The organism is Thiorhodovibrio frisius, from assembly GCF_033954835.1.
Taxonomy (GTDB): Bacteria; Pseudomonadota; Gammaproteobacteria; order Chromatiales; family Chromatiaceae; genus Thiorhodovibrio; species Thiorhodovibrio frisius.
In genome coordinates this window covers 267,713-283,006 of record NZ_CP121471.1, presented here as the reverse complement: position 1 = coordinate 283,006, position 15,294 = coordinate 267,713, and the positions used below count along the sequence as shown (strand labels likewise).

The 15,294-nt window shown below is 62.9% G+C and carries 14 protein-coding genes; 6 read left to right on the top strand and 8 right to left on the bottom strand.

The window, feature by feature from the left end; genetic code table 11:
* Positions 1-66 precede the first annotated feature (66 nt).
* From Thiofri_RS01575 to Thiofri_RS01560, 4 genes are all read right to left on the bottom strand, one after another.
* Positions 67-603 (bottom strand): nucleotidyltransferase family protein, encoded by a 537-nt coding sequence (locus tag Thiofri_RS01575; protein ID WP_009150163.1) that lies wholly within the window; start codon positions 601-603, stop codon positions 67-69.
* Positions 604-606: 3 nt separating this feature from the next.
* Positions 607-1,650 carry an XdhC family protein gene (locus Thiofri_RS01570; protein ID WP_009150164.1) on the bottom strand — a complete coding sequence of 348 codons (1,044 nt, stop codon included), beginning with the start codon at positions 1,648-1,650 and terminating at the stop codon, positions 607-609.
* Between the two features lie 70 nt (positions 1,651-1,720).
* Positions 1,721-3,850 (bottom strand): xanthine dehydrogenase family protein molybdopterin-binding subunit, encoded by a 2,130-nt coding sequence (locus Thiofri_RS01565; RefSeq protein ID WP_009150165.1) that lies wholly within the window; start codon positions 3,848-3,850, stop codon positions 1,721-1,723.
* Between the two features lie 2 nt (positions 3,851-3,852).
* Entirely contained in the window at positions 3,853-4,317 is a 465-nt protein-coding gene (locus Thiofri_RS01560) for a (2Fe-2S)-binding protein (protein ID WP_009150166.1), read from the bottom strand.
* A gap of 196 nt (positions 4,318-4,513) precedes the next feature.
* Here Thiofri_RS01560 and Thiofri_RS01555 point away from each other — a divergent pair, with 196 nt between their 5' ends.
* From Thiofri_RS01555 to Thiofri_RS01530, 6 genes are all read left to right on the top strand, one after another.
* The gene (locus Thiofri_RS01555; RefSeq protein WP_009150167.1) at positions 4,514-7,978 is read left to right on the top strand and encodes a class I SAM-dependent DNA methyltransferase; all 3,465 of its coding nucleotides are present in this window, start codon (positions 4,514-4,516) and stop codon (positions 7,976-7,978) included.
* 37 nt (positions 7,979-8,015) lie between these two features.
* Positions 8,016-8,264 (top strand): DUF433 domain-containing protein, encoded by a 249-nt coding sequence (locus Thiofri_RS01550; protein WP_009150168.1) that lies wholly within the window; start codon positions 8,016-8,018, stop codon positions 8,262-8,264.
* 83 nt (positions 8,265-8,347) lie between these two features.
* Positions 8,348-8,611 carry a hypothetical protein gene (locus Thiofri_RS01545; protein ID WP_009150169.1) on the top strand — a complete coding sequence of 88 codons (264 nt, stop codon included), beginning with the start codon at positions 8,348-8,350 and terminating at the stop codon, positions 8,609-8,611.
* Positions 8,611-9,045: a type II toxin-antitoxin system VapC family toxin gene (locus Thiofri_RS01540; RefSeq protein WP_009150170.1), complete on the top strand. Its 435-nt coding sequence runs from the start codon at positions 8,611-8,613 to the stop codon at positions 9,043-9,045. Before Thiofri_RS01545 ends, Thiofri_RS01540 begins: the two co-directional genes overlap by 1 nt.
* A gap of 126 nt (positions 9,046-9,171) precedes the next feature.
* Positions 9,172-9,438, top strand: coding sequence for a hypothetical protein (locus tag Thiofri_RS01535; RefSeq protein WP_009150171.1), 267 nt, complete (start codon positions 9,172-9,174; stop codon positions 9,436-9,438).
* A gap of 2 nt (positions 9,439-9,440) precedes the next feature.
* Positions 9,441-11,720, top strand: a complete 2,280-nt coding sequence (locus Thiofri_RS01530; RefSeq protein ID WP_009150172.1) for a DUF4268 domain-containing protein — start codon at positions 9,441-9,443, stop codon at positions 11,718-11,720.
* A 238-nt stretch (positions 11,721-11,958) separates the two neighbouring features.
* On the opposite strand, the gene Thiofri_RS01525 is transcribed toward Thiofri_RS01530, so the two are convergent.
* Genes Thiofri_RS01525 through Thiofri_RS01510 form a run of 4 tightly spaced genes read right to left on the bottom strand, consistent with a single transcriptional unit; the run spans position 11,959 to position 14,992 of the window.
* Positions 11,959-12,168, bottom strand: coding sequence for a hypothetical protein (locus tag Thiofri_RS01525; RefSeq protein ID WP_009149578.1), 210 nt, complete (start codon positions 12,166-12,168; stop codon positions 11,959-11,961).
* Positions 12,165-12,965: an ExeA family protein gene (locus tag Thiofri_RS01520; RefSeq protein ID WP_009150109.1), complete on the bottom strand. Its 801-nt coding sequence runs from the start codon at positions 12,963-12,965 to the stop codon at positions 12,165-12,167. Before Thiofri_RS01520 ends, Thiofri_RS01525 begins: the two co-directional genes overlap by 4 nt.
* Positions 12,965-14,317, bottom strand: a complete 1,353-nt coding sequence (locus Thiofri_RS01515; protein WP_009150108.1) for a DDE-type integrase/transposase/recombinase — start codon at positions 14,315-14,317, stop codon at positions 12,965-12,967. Before Thiofri_RS01515 ends, Thiofri_RS01520 begins: the two co-directional genes overlap by 1 nt.
* Before the next feature lie 45 nt (positions 14,318-14,362).
* Positions 14,363-14,992: a hypothetical protein gene (locus Thiofri_RS01510; RefSeq protein ID WP_009150107.1), complete on the bottom strand. Its 630-nt coding sequence runs from the start codon at positions 14,990-14,992 to the stop codon at positions 14,363-14,365.
* Positions 14,993-15,294 lie beyond the last annotated feature (302 nt).

Sequence of the window (15,294 nt, the reverse complement as noted above, 5' to 3'; positions counted from 1 at the left end):
CATGCAAACCTTTCTATGTCCAGTGTTGGCGTATCGGCTCAATAATCAGCCCATCGACCACCCATTCTATCGGTCAAGGTCGCGAAGGACACCTGGGTCTGGGCAAGGGACTTCGGTCAGCGCTGCCCTGCGCAGCAGGTGGCGCGCCCCTTGGTCGCCCTGCAAGCCTTGCAGGGCGGGGCCGAATGGGGCGCTGAAGCCGACGGGGTGGCCTTGTTGGCCTTCATAGACCGGGCGTGCGATGGCGGCACCTTCAGCTAAGGCGGTCGCGACGGCGGCGATGCTCTGCGACTGGACCCAAGGCATATCCGCGAGAGCAACCAGCCAGCCGTCGGCGTCATCGCTCGCCGCGACGCCGCAGGCGATACTGTGACCCATGCCATTGATGGCCGCCGGGCAGAGGATCACTTCGAGTCCCTCGGCGGCCAAGCGGTCTGCGACCTCGTCCGCTTCTCGCACCACGGCCAGCACTCGGGGTAGCGCGCGTTGCAGGGTGCGCGCGGAGCGCACCACCATGGGTGTGCCGTCCGGGAGCCGATGCAGCCGTTTGTCGCTGCCGAAACGTTGGCTGCTGCCTGCCGCAAGCAGGACGCCGACCGGCATGCGTCAGGCCTGGGCTGCTGTGCCAGCCGCCGCAGCCGCAGCTGAAGCCGTACCCGCAGACCCATCCCGATCCTTATCGGCAGGGTCTGGTTCGCGTTGTGCCAGTGGCGAGCCGTTGCGGACCGCGACCAGCTCGGCGATGGCGGAGATGGCGATCTCAGCCGGGGTGCGCCCGCCGATGCCTAAACCGATGGGGCCACGCAGGCGCGCCAATCGATGCTCGGGCACGCCGAGCGTGGCGAGTCGCTCGCGCCGCTGGGCGTTGCTGGCGCGGGAGCCGAGGGCGCCGACATAGCCGGTGTCGGCTTGCAGGGCTTCGAGCAGGGCCAGATCATCCAGGCGCGGATCATGCGCCAGGGTCATGACCGCGCTGCGGGGATCGGTCGCATGCGCCAGCACCGCATCGTCGGGCATGGTGGTCTCCAGCCGCACGCCGGGAAGCGACCAGCCCGCCGGGTCTTCGATGCGCGGATCGCAGAGGATCACCTCGATATCCAGCGCCTGTGCCATCTCCGCCACCAGCCGGGCAATGGCGCCGTCGCCGATCAGTAGTAGCCGCCACACGGGACCGAACAGCCGCAACACGGCGCCGTCCTCTCGTTGCACTGCCACCGTGTCGCGCGTGGCCGGTATCAAGCGGGTCGTGCCGTCTGCGAGGTCGATCCGCCGGGCGATGCGCCGACGCTCGGAGAGAGTGTCGAGGATGCTTTGCAGGGGGTGCGGATCGGTGAGTTGTTCGGCGAGCAGTTCGACCTGTCCGCCGCAGGGCAGCCCGAAGCGCCTTGCCTCATCAGCGGTGACGCCGTAGCGCAGGATCTCGGGCTGGGGCAGGGGGGCCGCTTCGCGCAGCCGCCGCGTCACTTCGTCCTCAAGGCAGCCACCCGAGATGGAGCCGACGCTGGCCCCGTCCTCGGCGAGCGCCCAGAGTGAGCCGACCGGTCGCGGCGAGGAGCCCCAGGTGCGTAGTACCATGATCAGATGGACGCTGCGACCGGCGCGCAGCCAGTCGACGGCGGCCTCCAGGATTGCTTGATCCGCCGGGATCATCACGCGGCCATGACCAGATCATCACCGGATCGGATCATCGCCGAATGGCGATCGTCACTGGATCGGATCATCACAGCCGAATCGGCAACCGGCGCACCGGCTTGCCGGTCAGCGCCAGCAAGGCATTGGCGACTGCCGGGGCAATCGGCGGCGTGCCCGGCTCGCCGACGCCGCCCGGCGAGGCGTCAGACTTGACGATATGCACCTCGACCGCCGGCATCTCGGCGATGTTGATCAGCGGATAGTCATCGAAGTTGCCCTGCTGAACGCGGCCATTGCCGATGGTGATCTCGCCGTTCAGGGTGGCGTTGAGGCCATAGGCGATGGCGCTCTCCATCTGCGCCTCGATGATGGCCGGATTGACGATCTGACCACAGTCGATGGCGCAGACCACGCGCTTGACCTTCACGGTCTTGTCCTCAAGCTCGACCTCGGCCACCTCAGCGCAGTAGCTGCCGAAGGCCTCGGCCACCGCGATGCCGCGCGCACGTCCTTCGGGCAGTGGCTCGCCCCAGCCGGCTTTCTCCGCCGCCAGTTTGAGGACACCGAGATGGCGGGGGTGATTGGCCAGCAGTTCAAGGCGCAGTTCGTAGGGGTCGCGACCGGCCGCGCGCGCCAGTTCGTCAAAAAAGGCCTCGGTAACAAAGGCATTCTGCGAGCTGCCGACCGAGCGCCAATAGCCGACTGGCACCGGCGGATTGACCATGGCATAGGTCACTTCCAGATTGTCGATGGCGTAGGGCAGGTTCTTAGCTCCCTCCACCGAGGAGCCGTCCATGCCACTCTCGCGCACCTGCTGCGAGTTGCGCGCGCGAATCGAAGGCCCGGCGATGCGATGACGCCAGGCCAGCGGCTTGCCCTCGCTGTCCAGCGCGGCGGCGAGCCGGTTGTAAGTCGCGGGGCGATAGTAGTCGTGCTGGATGTCGTCCTCGCGGCTCCAGATGACCTTGACCGGGCGCCCGGTCTGCTTGGCCAGACTGACCGCATCGCGCACAAAATCCTGCTCCGAGCGGCGCCCAAAACCACCGCCGAGAAAGAGCGTATGCACCCGCACCTTCTCTTGCGGCAGCCCGGTGATCTCCATCGCCGTCTGCTGGGTGCGGGTTTGCGCCTGGGTGCCGACCCAGACATCGCAGCCAGTGTCGCTAATCTCAGCGACACAGGTCATCGGCTCCATGCAGGCATGTGCCAGATAGGGCACCTCGTAGATCGCCTCCAGGGTTTTGGGCGCATCCTTGAGCGCCTGAGCGACATCGCCCTCACTGCGGGCGCTGATGCCGCTGTCCACCGCCTGCTCGAACTGGCGCGTAATGGTCGCGCTGGAAAGCGAACCATTGCCGGCGAAATCCCAGTCGATGCGCAGCTTGCCGCGCGCCTGCTGGGCCGGCCACCAGCCCTCGGCCACCACGGCTACTGCATCCTCGTGCAGCGGCAGCACATCCACCACTCCGGGGACTCGGCGCGCGCTCTCGGCGTCGAAACCCGTGCGCTTGCCACCGAATACCGGGCAACGTTGAACCACCGCCGTCAGCATCTTCGGGCGCTGGATGTCTTGGGCGAACACTGCGCTGCCATCGCACTTGGCCGGCGTATCCAGGCGCTTCTGTCGGGTGCCGAGCAAGGTGAAATCGCTGGGATCCTTGAGGAAGGCCGAGTTCGGCACGGGCTGTTTCGCGGCGTCCGTGGCTAGCGCGCCGTAACTGAGACGGCGCCCGCTCGCCTCATGGACAACTTCGCTGTTGCGGGCGGTGCAGGCATTTTCGTCGACACCCCAGCGCTTGGCCGCAGCCGCCAGCAGCATCATGCGCGCCGCCGCGCCCGCCTCACGCACCGGCGTCCAGAAGCCGCGCACCGCCGTGCTGCCACCCGTGAGCTGCTGGCCGATGATCGGGTTGGTGTAGGCCGCGTCAGCGGGGGCGAATTCGGCCCGCACCGCTTGCCAGTCGGCATCCAGCTCCTCGGCAAGCAGCATCGGAATAGCGGTCATCACGCCTTGGCCCATCTCGGAACTGCCGACCACGGCGGTGATCTTGCCGTCAGGAGCAATACGCACCCAGGCGTTGGGCGCAAACTCATCATCGGCCACCGGCGCGGTGGCGGCCTCAGCGGCGGGGATGCGGAAGCCAATCAGCAGACCGCCGCCGGCTAGGGCGCTGGCGTACAGACTGGTGCGCAGAAAAGTACGTCGTGTCATTTCCATGATCAGGCCTCCTCGCTCGCGATCTCAGCGGCACGCTTCACAGCGGCGCGGATGTCGTTATAGGTTCCGCAGCGGCACAGCACCCCGCCCATGCCTTGGTCGATCTCGGCGTCGGATGGTTTCGGGTTGTTCTCCAGCAGCGAGGCCGCAGCCATGATCTGACCGGACTGGCAAAAGCCACACTGAGGCACGTCCAGTTCCACCCAGGCCTGCTGCACCGGGTGATCGGCCTTCTCCGATAGGCCCTCAATGGTGACGATGTTACGCCCCGCCACGGCCGACACCGGCGTCGAGCAGGAGCGGGTCGCGACACCATCAACATGGACGGTGCAAGCCCCGCACTGGGCGATACCGCAGCTAAACTTGGTGCCGGTCAGCCCGAGGTGGTCGCGCAAGACCCACAACAGCGGTGTCTGCGGGTCCACGTCGATCTCTGTTTGCTTGCCATTGACAGTCAATTTGATCATGGTCGTTGCGTGGTCAGGTTGGTGGCAGAATTGGGGGATTCGAATCGGCGGCAATCCGGTTTCTCAGGCTCACACTAACGCGCCCAGTCGCGACAATCAATCGGGGAGATCAGCTAACCTGGCCGTGCGCTCCTTGCTGACAGCCTACTGTTGGTTGCGTACAATCGGCACCGTTACGGGTTCGCCGGAGTCAGATATGAACGAAACGGATATCGACGCCTTCATCTCCCGCTGGGGTGGTGGCGTCAGCCGTGGTGGCAACGAGCGCGCCAACCTACAGATGTTCCTCACCGAGCTCTGCACCCTGCTTGATCTGTCCCAGCCCGACCCGGCGAGCGCAGACAATGGCCAGAACGCCTACGTCTTTGAGCGATCCGTCACCGAGCGCCTTCCGGATGGCAGCACCACCCCGCGCTCGCTGGACCTCTACAAGCGTGGCTGCTTCGTGCTTGAAGGCAAGGATACCGGCAAGCAAACCGGCAGTGGCGGCTGGGACGCGGCCATCGTCAAGGCCCACAAGCAGGCCGAGAACTACGTCAAGGCACTGCCAGCCGCGGAAGGTCGACCGCCGTTCATCATTGTCGTCGATGTTGGGCGCACATTCGTGTTGTTTTCCGAATTCACCTGCACGGGCGGCAACTACGTCCCCTTCCCCGATCCGCGCAGCTACCGCATCGGCCTCGAGCAACTGCGCTCGGAGGAAATCCGCGAACGCTTGCGCGCGCTCTGGCTCGATCCGCTGAGCCTCGACCCCAGCCGTTACGCTGGCCGAGTCACCCGGCTCATCGCCGATACCCTCGCCCGCCTGGCGAAATCGCTCGAGGAGAGCGGGGCGGACGCCGAACGCGTCGCCGGCTTCCTGTCACGCTGCCTGTTTACCATGTTCGCCGAGGATGTCGGCCTGCTCCCGCCCGAAAGCTTTTCCAAGCTGCTGGTGCGACTGAAAGAACAGCCCGAGACCTTCCCGGATGCGCTAAAGAGCCTCTGGCAAAGCATGAACAAAGGTGACTTCTGTGGCGTCTTGATGACGCAAGTGCTGCGCTTCAACGGCGGTCTGTTCGAGGGCGCCGATCCCTTGCCGCTCACCGCCGAGCAAATCGGCCAGCTCATCGACGCCGCCCGCGCCGACTGGCGCCAGGTTGAGCCCGCCATCTTCGGCACCCTGCTCGAGCGTGCCCTCAACCCGCACGAGCGCCACAAGCTCGGCGCCCACTACACCCCGCGCGCCTATGTCGAGCGCCTGGTCATGCCCACGGTCATCGAGCCCCTGCGCGCCGCCTGGGAAGACGTCCAGGTCGCCGCGCAAAACCACGCGCGCCAGGGCAAAACCCAAGACGCCATCGCCGAGGTGCGCAATTTCCACGGCCGCCTGTGCCAGACCCGCGTGCTCGACCCCGCCTGCGGCAGCGGCAACTTCCTCTATGTCGCGCTCGAACACATGAAGCGACTGGAAGGCGAGGTGCTCGAGGTGCTTGGTCGTCTGCAGAAATCCGCGAGCTTTGAGCTCGAAGGTTTCACCGTCAACCCCAATCAATTTCTTGGGCTCGAGGTCAACCCCCGCGCCGCGCGCATCGCCGACATCGTGCTGTGGATCGGCTACCTGCAATGGCATTTTCGCACCTACGGCCATGTCAACCCGCCCGAGCCGGTGCTGCGCGACTTCCATAACATCGAGTGCCGCGATGCCCTGATCCAAGCTAAGGCGCGTGAGCCTTTGCTGGACGACCAAGGCCAGCCCGTGACCGTCTGGGATGGGCGCAGCGTCAAAGCCAGCCCCATTACCGGGGAAGATATCCCCGATGAGACCCAACGCCTTCAAGTTTACCGTTATCTCGAGCCGCGCCGGGCCGAGTGGCCGGAAGCGGACTTTATCGTCGGCAATCCCCCGTTTATTGGTGCCGCCAGCATGCGCCGCGCCCTCGGCGACGGCTATGTCGATGCCGTGCGCAAGGTCTACAGCGGGCTGGTGCCGGACTCGGCTGATTTCGTCATGTACTGGTGGCAGATCGCCGCCGAGAAAGTCAGGAAGGGCGAGGCGCGCCGCTTCGGCTTCATCACCACCAACAGCCTTCGCCAGACCTTCAACCGCCGCGTGCTCGAGCCACATCTGAACGATCCCAAGGCGCCCTTGTCGCTGGTGTTCGCGGTGCCTGATCACCCCTGGGTCGAGGCCAGCGACGGAGCGGCAGTGCGTATCGCCATGACGGTCGGCGTAGCCGGCGAGCATCCGGGGCTGCTACGCAAGGTTACTAGCGAGAGTGCCGGGGATGATGACGCGCGGGCGGTGGAATTGAGCGAGCGCGAGGGGAAGCTCTTCGCGGATTTGGCGATTGGGGCCGATGTGGCGGGAGCTCAAAAGCTGCAAGCGAATGTTGGATTAGCTTTTCGCGGTGTCACTCTGATGGGCAGCGGATTCTGGATCGAGCCAGGCGACCCTGTGATCAAGCAGGAGTTCGAAGCGATGACGCCGCTGCGCAACGGTAAGGACCTCACTGCCAGACCCAGAGGTGTGTTTGCAATAGACTTTTTCGGGTTAACGCTTGAACAAGCGCGAGAGCGGTTTCCGGCTTCCTTTCAACGTGTTCTCAATGGCGTGAAACCAGAAAGGGACCAATCCAAACGTGCCGCATACCGTGAAAAGTGGTGGCTGTTCGCGGAACCACGACCGGATTTGCGCTCAGCAAAAGCCGGACTTTCGCGTTTCTTAGTTACGCCGATGACAGCCAAACATCGCTTTTTCCAATTTCTCGATGGCGAAATACTGCCGGATCAAGGAATCGTCGCCATCACTGTCACCGATGCACATATTCTCGGGACGATCTCGACCAGGATCCACGTAACCTGGGCGCTGGCAACCGGTGGGCGTTTAGGGGTCGGTAATGACCCCAGATACAACCATTCCCGTTGCTTTGAGACTTTCCCTTTCCCTGCCGCCAACGATACCCAAATCACCACTATTCGCGATCTGGCCAAGCAAATCGACGCCCACCGCAAGCGCCAGCAGGCTCAGCATCCAGAGCTGACCCTGACAGGCATCTACAATGTCCTCGACGCCTTGCGCCGCGAAACGCCGCTCTCGGTCAGAGAAAAAACCATTCACGAACAGGGCCTGGTCACCCTGCTACGCGAACTCCACGACCAGCTCGACACCGCCGTCTTCGAAGCCTACGGCTGGCAGGATCTGGCCAAGCAACTGATCGGCCGCCCCGGCGCCACCTGCCCCTGGCCGGACAAGCCCGCCGACCAGCTCCAAGCCGAGGAAGAACTGCTCACCCGCCTGGTCGCCCTGAACGCCGAGCGCGCCGCCGAGGAAGCCCAAGGAACCATCCGCTGGCTGCGCCCCGACTACCAAAACCCGCAAGCGCCCGCCACCACCACCGGCGAGCAACAAACCGCCGACCTCGACACGCCCGCCACCGCGACCACCACCGCCAAGCCGAAAAAGGGGAAAATCAAATTCCCGACCGCGCGCGCCGGCATCCCGGAACAAGTCGCCGCAGTCAAGTCCGCGCTCGGCAAACAAGCCCGAAGTCTGGAGGAACTCACGGATGACTTCTCGGACCCAAAACGAACCGCTCCCAAAATCGCCGAAATCCTCGCCACCCTCGAATCCCTCGGCCTACTCCAACGCGAGGGCGAGCGCTACCGGCTCACGCGCTAACTCGCAATCTGGCGCAACAACAAAGTAGATCAGACCGATGAACAATGACTTACTACAACGAATCACAATTGATTCACGCATCTTCGGCGGCAAACCCATCATTCGTGGGCGACGCCTTGCCGTGGAGCATGTTCTTGGCATGCTCGCCGCGGGCGATGACACCGACACCCTACTGGAAGGCTATCCCTGGTTGGAGCGCGAAGACGTCTTGGCTTGCCTGGCCTATGCCCATCGGGTCGTGGAACATGAGCGGGTTGAACCCCTGATGGTCCATGCCAACGCATGAAGCTGCTGCCGGACACCTATAACTTTAATGGCGCGCAAGCGCACAAAGCCGGGTAGGGTGTCTCCCGCGCCTGGAGAATCGTCATGCAACAAATTATTGAAATCGACGCCGAGATCAATACCTGCGGCGAGATACACGCCAAACTCTCAGGGTCTTATCGCCCCGGGCCGGTGCATCTCGTCGTTTTCTTGGAAGCCGATGATCACGAGCCAGTGTCGTTTTCCGAAAAACCAGGGCCAGAGGATTTTGCCGGCATCTGGTCAGATTTCGCGGATCAAGATTTCCAAGACTTTCTGGATGACCTCGGCGACCGGCGTCGTGAGGCTTTCGCGGGGCGACGCCATTGATGAAACCAGCACTCTTGGATACCGACGTCCTGTCACTCTATCTAAAGGCTGGCGACAAAGCGGTCGTTCAACATGGCCGGCAATATATCAGCGACCACGGTTCACTGAATTTCAGCATCATCACCTACTACGAGATCGTCAGTGGACTGCGTCATCGTGATGCCCGCAAGCAACTTCAAAGTTTTTTCGCGTTCGTGGCGCGCAATCGCCTGCTCCCCATGACACGCCGTTCCGCCGATCTCGCCGCCGAGCACTATGCACGACTCAGACTGCTGGGCACGCCTCTCGACGACATCGACCTTCTCATTGCTGGGATTGCGCTGGAGCATGGTCTCGTTCTGGTGACCCGCAATCGCAATCACTTCGACCGCATCGACGGGCTACTGATCGACGACTGGTCGAACCCGCAACCGCTTGAGCAGCCAGAAGCCTAGGAGTCTGTCGGACTTAACTGCAACCGATGGATTGCACGAGGTTACTTTTTTTGAGTGCAAAAACACAAATATCAACCATTTTAAACGGTTACTCTAGCAAGTCCGACAGACTCCTAGGAACTTGGATTGCTACAGGAAACTCTCCAGGCACTTAGAGACAAGCATGGACAAATCGAACCCTGGTGGCGAGCCGAGCACGGCTACGGCTTCGACACCCTCACCGAATCAGAAGGGCGCTACCTTCTCCCTATCGAACATGCTGAATGTGCAACGCGTTACGAAAAGACGCAACCGAAACGGCAAGTCAAGCCGCTTGACGTCTCCTGCCGGGCCATCACAAAAAAGCCATCCCTGACCTCACCAGAAATTCATAAATTCAAGCTGCCACATTGACCATGACTGATCAGGATCAGCCAAAATCCATCGAAGCCCGTGCCCGAAGCGTGCGTGAACTGCTCGACAAGGCCAAGTACACCATCGACTTTTACCAGCGCGAGTATGCCTGGGAGGAGCGCCAAGTCCGGGAATTGGTCGACGATCTCACCGGCAAGTTTCTTGACCACTACGACCCCGGTCATTCGCGCCCCCAGGTTGAGCACTATGGTCATTATTTCCTCGGGTCGGTGGTTCTCAGTCACAAACGCGGTCAGCGCTTCATCGTCGATGGCCAGCAACGGCTCACCACGCTGACGCTGCTGCTGATCGAGCTCTACCATCGCCAAGGCGAGCGGCCCGATGGGGTCGATGTGCGCAACCTGATCTTCTCCGAGAAATACGGGCACAAGAGCTTCAACCTGGATGTACCGGACCGCGAGCCGATCATGCGTGCCTTAATGGACGGTCAGGGCGCAGTCTTCGATGTCAGCGATGCGACGCCATCGGTCGTCAATATCCAGGCACGGGCCGCCAATGTCGGCGAGCACTTGCCCGAAGAAATCAACGCTGACGCGCTGCCGTTTTTCGTCGATTGGCTGCTAGAGAACGTGCATCTGGTTGTGATCGAGGCCTATTCCGACGAGGATGCCTACACCATCTTCGAGACCATGAACGACCGCGGCCTGTCCTTGAGCCTGCCGGAGATGCTCAAGGGCTATGTGCTGGCCAATGTGTATCGGGAAAACGACCAGCGGGATATCAACGACCTTTGGAAGGCGCGGATGCAAGCGCTGCGGGCGACGGAGAAAGAGGGTGACGCCGACTTCTTCAAGGATTGGCTGCGGGCCCGTCACGCGCTAACGATCCGGCCTGGCTCCGCTGGCGCTGAGAACAAAGACTACGAACGCATTGGCACGGAGTTCCACCGCTGGGTTCGAGATCAGCGTGATCTATTGGGATTGGCGGACCCCGATGGCTTCCTGCGCTTTGTGCGCCGCGATCTCGACTTTTTTGCCCGTCAGGTGCTCACGATCCGCAACGCGATGGTCAACTTGGAACCGGAGCTCGAATCCATTCGTTTCAATGCCGACCGGGGTTTTACGCTGCAAACCCAGCTGATGTTGGCGCCGCTCTCCCCCGAGGATTCCAAGGACACGGCACGCCGCAAGATCGCGCTGGTGGCGGACTTCATCGATATTTGGCTGGCGCGACGCATTTGGTGCTTCCGCACCATCAGTTACTCATCGGTCAAGTACACAATCTTTCAGCTCACCAAGGAGTTGCGCGGTCGCGATATCGCTGACCTTGCGACCTTCCTGCGCGCGGAACTGAATGCGCAGAAAGAGAGCTTCGCGAGCGCCCCTCAGTTTAGGCTGCATGCGCAAAATTATCGCCAGGTTCGGCACATCCTCGCGCGCCTAACCTTATGGCTTGAAGCCCAATGTGGCCAGCCAGCGCACTTCGAGGATCTGATCTCACAGGGCAAGGCAAAGCCGTTCGAGATTGAGCACGTTTGGGCGGATCGTTATGAACGCTTTACCGAGTGGTTCAATCACCAAAGCGATTTCGACACCGAACGCAACCGGATCGGTGGTCTGCTGCTCCTGCAGCGCGGCATCAATCAAAGCCTCGGGGATGGGACCTATGAGCAAAAACGCGACGCCTACATGGCGCACAGCGCCAACCTGCTTGCTCGCAGCCTGCACCCGCTGGCCTACCAGAACCACCCGGCTTTTCTGAGCCTGATTGACCGCACCGGTCTGCCGTTCCGCCCCTACGACACCTTTGGTCCGGAGGAGCAGAAGCAACGCCAGGAACTCTATATCCGCATTGCCGAATGGGTCTGGAATCCTTCCCGACTCGACCTGGATGGCGAAAAACCGCCCGTCTATGAGCCCATTGCCACCATCGACGAAGAGGAAGCAGAGGCGGCCAACCGTCCTGATCGCTACGAAGCGAGACTCGCTTTCTGGACCAAGCTGCTCGACCACGCCAAGACTCAGTCTGATTTGCACGCCAGAATCTCCCCAGGGAAATACCATTGGGCCGGTGCCCGTCGCCACGGTGTCTGGTGGAACTATTGGGTCACGATGGCGGAGACCCGCGTGACCATTTACATCGATGGCCCCGATGCCGCTGCAAACAAGGCGCTCTTTGACGCGCTCCATGATGGCCACCGCAACGCGATCGAATCCGCATTCGGCGGCCCGCTAGAATGGCAACGCCTCGAAGAGCGCCGCGCCTGCTGGATTGGCACCAAGCTGGAAGGTGGCTGGGTCGATGAGTCAACCTGGTGTTAGCTCTCAATTTAGTCCACCGGCAATTTTCCAAACTGTATCGAGACGAAAAGACAGACATTTGCCGCTTTGATCCACCCGGTGAAAAAAAGGGAGCAGATGGAAGAGCCCGAGACGCTCACCAGGGCACGGACGGACCCTGATCGACGAAGAGCGGACAACAAAAAAGGCCGGGGTGCGACGCACGCCCGGCCCGGGTTGATGGAGCGGTGGGCCGTATCACCCGCCGCCGGTTGAGGGTTCAGAACGGCATCGGATCATCAAAGCCGAACAGATCCAACTGCTCGCCCGGTTCCTCCCCAACAAACCACGTCTGTAACTGATGGTGGTAACGCGCCTCGACGAGGTGGGTCAGCTCGCACAGCAAGGTATAGACCGCTGCCGCCTGCTCCCCAGTCCAATGGCTTGGCAAGGTCACGGACAAGGATTCCGATTCGTGCCGCGCACTCATGGCCCCACCTCCTCACGTGCCAGCTGCACGTGATCAATGCTCACCGTGCGCGCCTTCTCGCTCGCCGCGCTGATCAACGCATAATGCGCCAGCCGATTGAGCTTGCGTGGCATCCCCTGAGTCGCCTGAAACAAAGCCTCCACCGCCGCCGGCTCGAACACCTCAAGCTCACATCCCGCCAAGCGCAGGCGATGGGTCAAATACCCAGGCACCTCCTCGCGCGTCAGGCCGCTCAAGTGATGACGCACCACAACGCGCTGCGCCAACGACTCATGCACCGCCATCGCCAAGCGCCGGCGCAACTCCGTCAGTCCCACCAGCAGTAGACACAAGCGATTCTCCGCATCCATGCGGTAATTGGTCAGCAAGCGCAAATCCTCCAAGACATCATTGCGCAAGTGATGCGCCTCATCGACGATCAGCACCGGGCACTGCCTCGCCTCCAGGGTCAAACGCGAAATCTCCGTGCGAATCACCCGAAAGGCCGCCGCGCGATTGCGCTCCGTCGGCAGTCCCAACTCCCAGGCCACCGACTTGTACATATCCATCACATTACCCGTCGAGAGCGGCACATAGAACACCCGATACAAGCCCGGATGCAGCTCCGCCGCCACCTTGCGGCACACCGTGGTTTTCCCCGATCCCGCCTCGCCGGTGACCAGGCCAATGCCGCGCAACTCGAGCAAGTGCTTCAACCGCGCCTCGGCCTCGGCCAGGGAACTGGAGGCAAAGAGCGCATCCGGCTCCGGCGTGACATCAAAGGGAAAAGCCGTGAGTGCGAAATGCTTCTGATACATCAGCGCACCTCCCCGTCATCGGGTAGCTCACGCAGGCGCAGCGCCGAGGGCGCTGGCTCCGCCGCCGGGGTGTCGCTGTGCAGGGTCGAGGACGGACGCTCACGACGGACAAAACAATTGGCATAGGTCTGCACCGGACGCGCCACTTCGATGCGTTTGCCGTGATGGCACACCTGCACCCCACGCTCCGGCGGCGCCTCGGGATCGAAGCGCAAGGTCACCGTCTCTCCCACCAAGAGCGCATCGACCTCATAGACCACCCCGTTGAGACTCACGGTACGATCCTTCTGCACCTTGCGCTGGGCCTCGAACAAAAACACATCGGCCAGATCCAAGGACGGCTCGGGATAACGCAGCGCCTCGGCGCTTTGCGCCCACCGCTCCAGCGGTGTGAGCCCCTCCAGGGCGCGATGGGGACTGAGGTGATACTCCCCCTCGACCCAGGTCGCCAGCCGGCGATTGAGCGCCTCCAGGCTGGCGGTATCCTCCGAGGTCAGCCGGGTGAGCAACTGCGCCCGTACCGTCTTGAACCAACGCTCGATCTTGCCCTTGCCCTGAGGGCGATAGGGACGGGCGTGAATCAAGGCGATCCCCAGCTTGGCGCACACCAGCGCCAACTGCTGGGAGCGGTAATTGGCGCCATTGTCGACATACAGCCGAGCCGGCAGCCCGCGCTTGGCCACCGCCGTTTTCAGCACCGGCAAGAACGCCCGCGTATTCTCCGAAAGCGCGAAGGCCGCATGCGGGATCACCCGGGTGGCGTCATCGATGAAGGCGATCAAATAGGTCTTGCGCTTCACTCGCCCGCCCACCACCACGCTGGGGCCGTGCATCACATCGCTCATCCACAGCTCCCCGGCCTGGGCAAAGGCGAAACGGCGCCGGTCCTGATCGACCGGCGTCTCCTTGGGTGGCTCCATCAACCCATGGCGGGCGAGCAGCCGATGCACGGTCGAGGGCGGCAGGGGCAGTGCCTCGGGCACCTCGGGGCGCTCACGGGCTGCGCGGATGACCAGCTGGACGGAGAGTTTCGGGTTGGCCTCCTTGATCGCCAGCAGCGTCTCCACCACCTCGGCTGGCAAGCGCCGGGATTGGCCGCGATCAGCGCGTGGCTTGGGTAACAGGGCATCAAAGCCACCGCGGCGATAGGCCTTGAGCCAATCACGGATGGTCTCGGCCGCCACCCGGGTGCGTTGGCTGCCGGGGATGACATAGTCACGCGCGGCTTTCTGCTCAATCAGCGCATACAGCCCCTTGTGGCCCTCGGGAAAATGCACGAGCTCGCCAATCACCTGGTGGCGAAACAAGGCGATCTGCTGGCGCCGTTCGGCGTCGGAATCACAATCAGTCATGGGTCGGTTCCTCACAGCGCAGGCCCAGTGCCTGCCCTTGCGACCCTAACGATTCTTCCCCGGGGGGTCCGCCCCCGTCGGGTGTTGGCGGGCGGCGCGCCGCCCGCCAACCACCCGATGCCGGGGACGGAATCCGAGCGGGGCGGGAAGTTGTTGCAACCAAGGCTCGGCGATCCCGCGCAGCACCACCAGCACACCACAGCCGTCAAGGAGCCCGAGCGTGAGGGCAAAGGCGCTCAGGGTGGCGGCACAGTCAGCGAAACGCTCCGGGAGCAGACCTTTGAGCAGATGCAGGGCCAGGCGCACGGCACCGACTCGGCGTCCCACCCAGCGCTGCACGCCCGGGAGCTCAATGTCCGGGCGCAACTGTTCGCAGGCGACGGCTTGGCTGGGGGCGTTCTCCACCGCCTTGACCACGTCCTCGACCTCGCTGAGCTGACCGGTGAGCTGCGCGGCATAGCAGTCCGGCAGCAGGCTGAAGGTGCGATGGCCCTCCGGGCAGTAGTAGCGGCAAATCAGCGTTCCCGGCGGGGAGATACGTGCGTAGGTGCCATGACGGGCGAAGTGGCAGCCACCCTGGGGATGCAAGGGACAGCGCTTGAGCGTTGTCTGCTCCCAGCCTTTGGCGCTAACGTACTCCTCGCCGGTGCCTCGGTATGCAAAGCGCAGTTGCACCGGCCTCCGGCCCGTCCAGCGGTGAACTGGACGGGCCACTTCTGTTGCAGTGATCCCTCTGCTCAGTGTGGCGCATCCGCGCGCACTTGCCCGGGCGGGGAAGGCTGTGAGAAAGCGCGTGGCCCAGGCGCGCCGCTTTGCTCCACCGGTTCGCCGTTTCACCGGTGGTGCAGTGGGGGGAATTTCCGGCGGTGGTTCGTGGATAGAGGAGAGAAACTACACTCCATGCCACTGACCTTGACGCGACATGGAGTGTTGCCTGCCGGGGGGACAAACCCGTCGGCACTCTCCGACAAATTCTT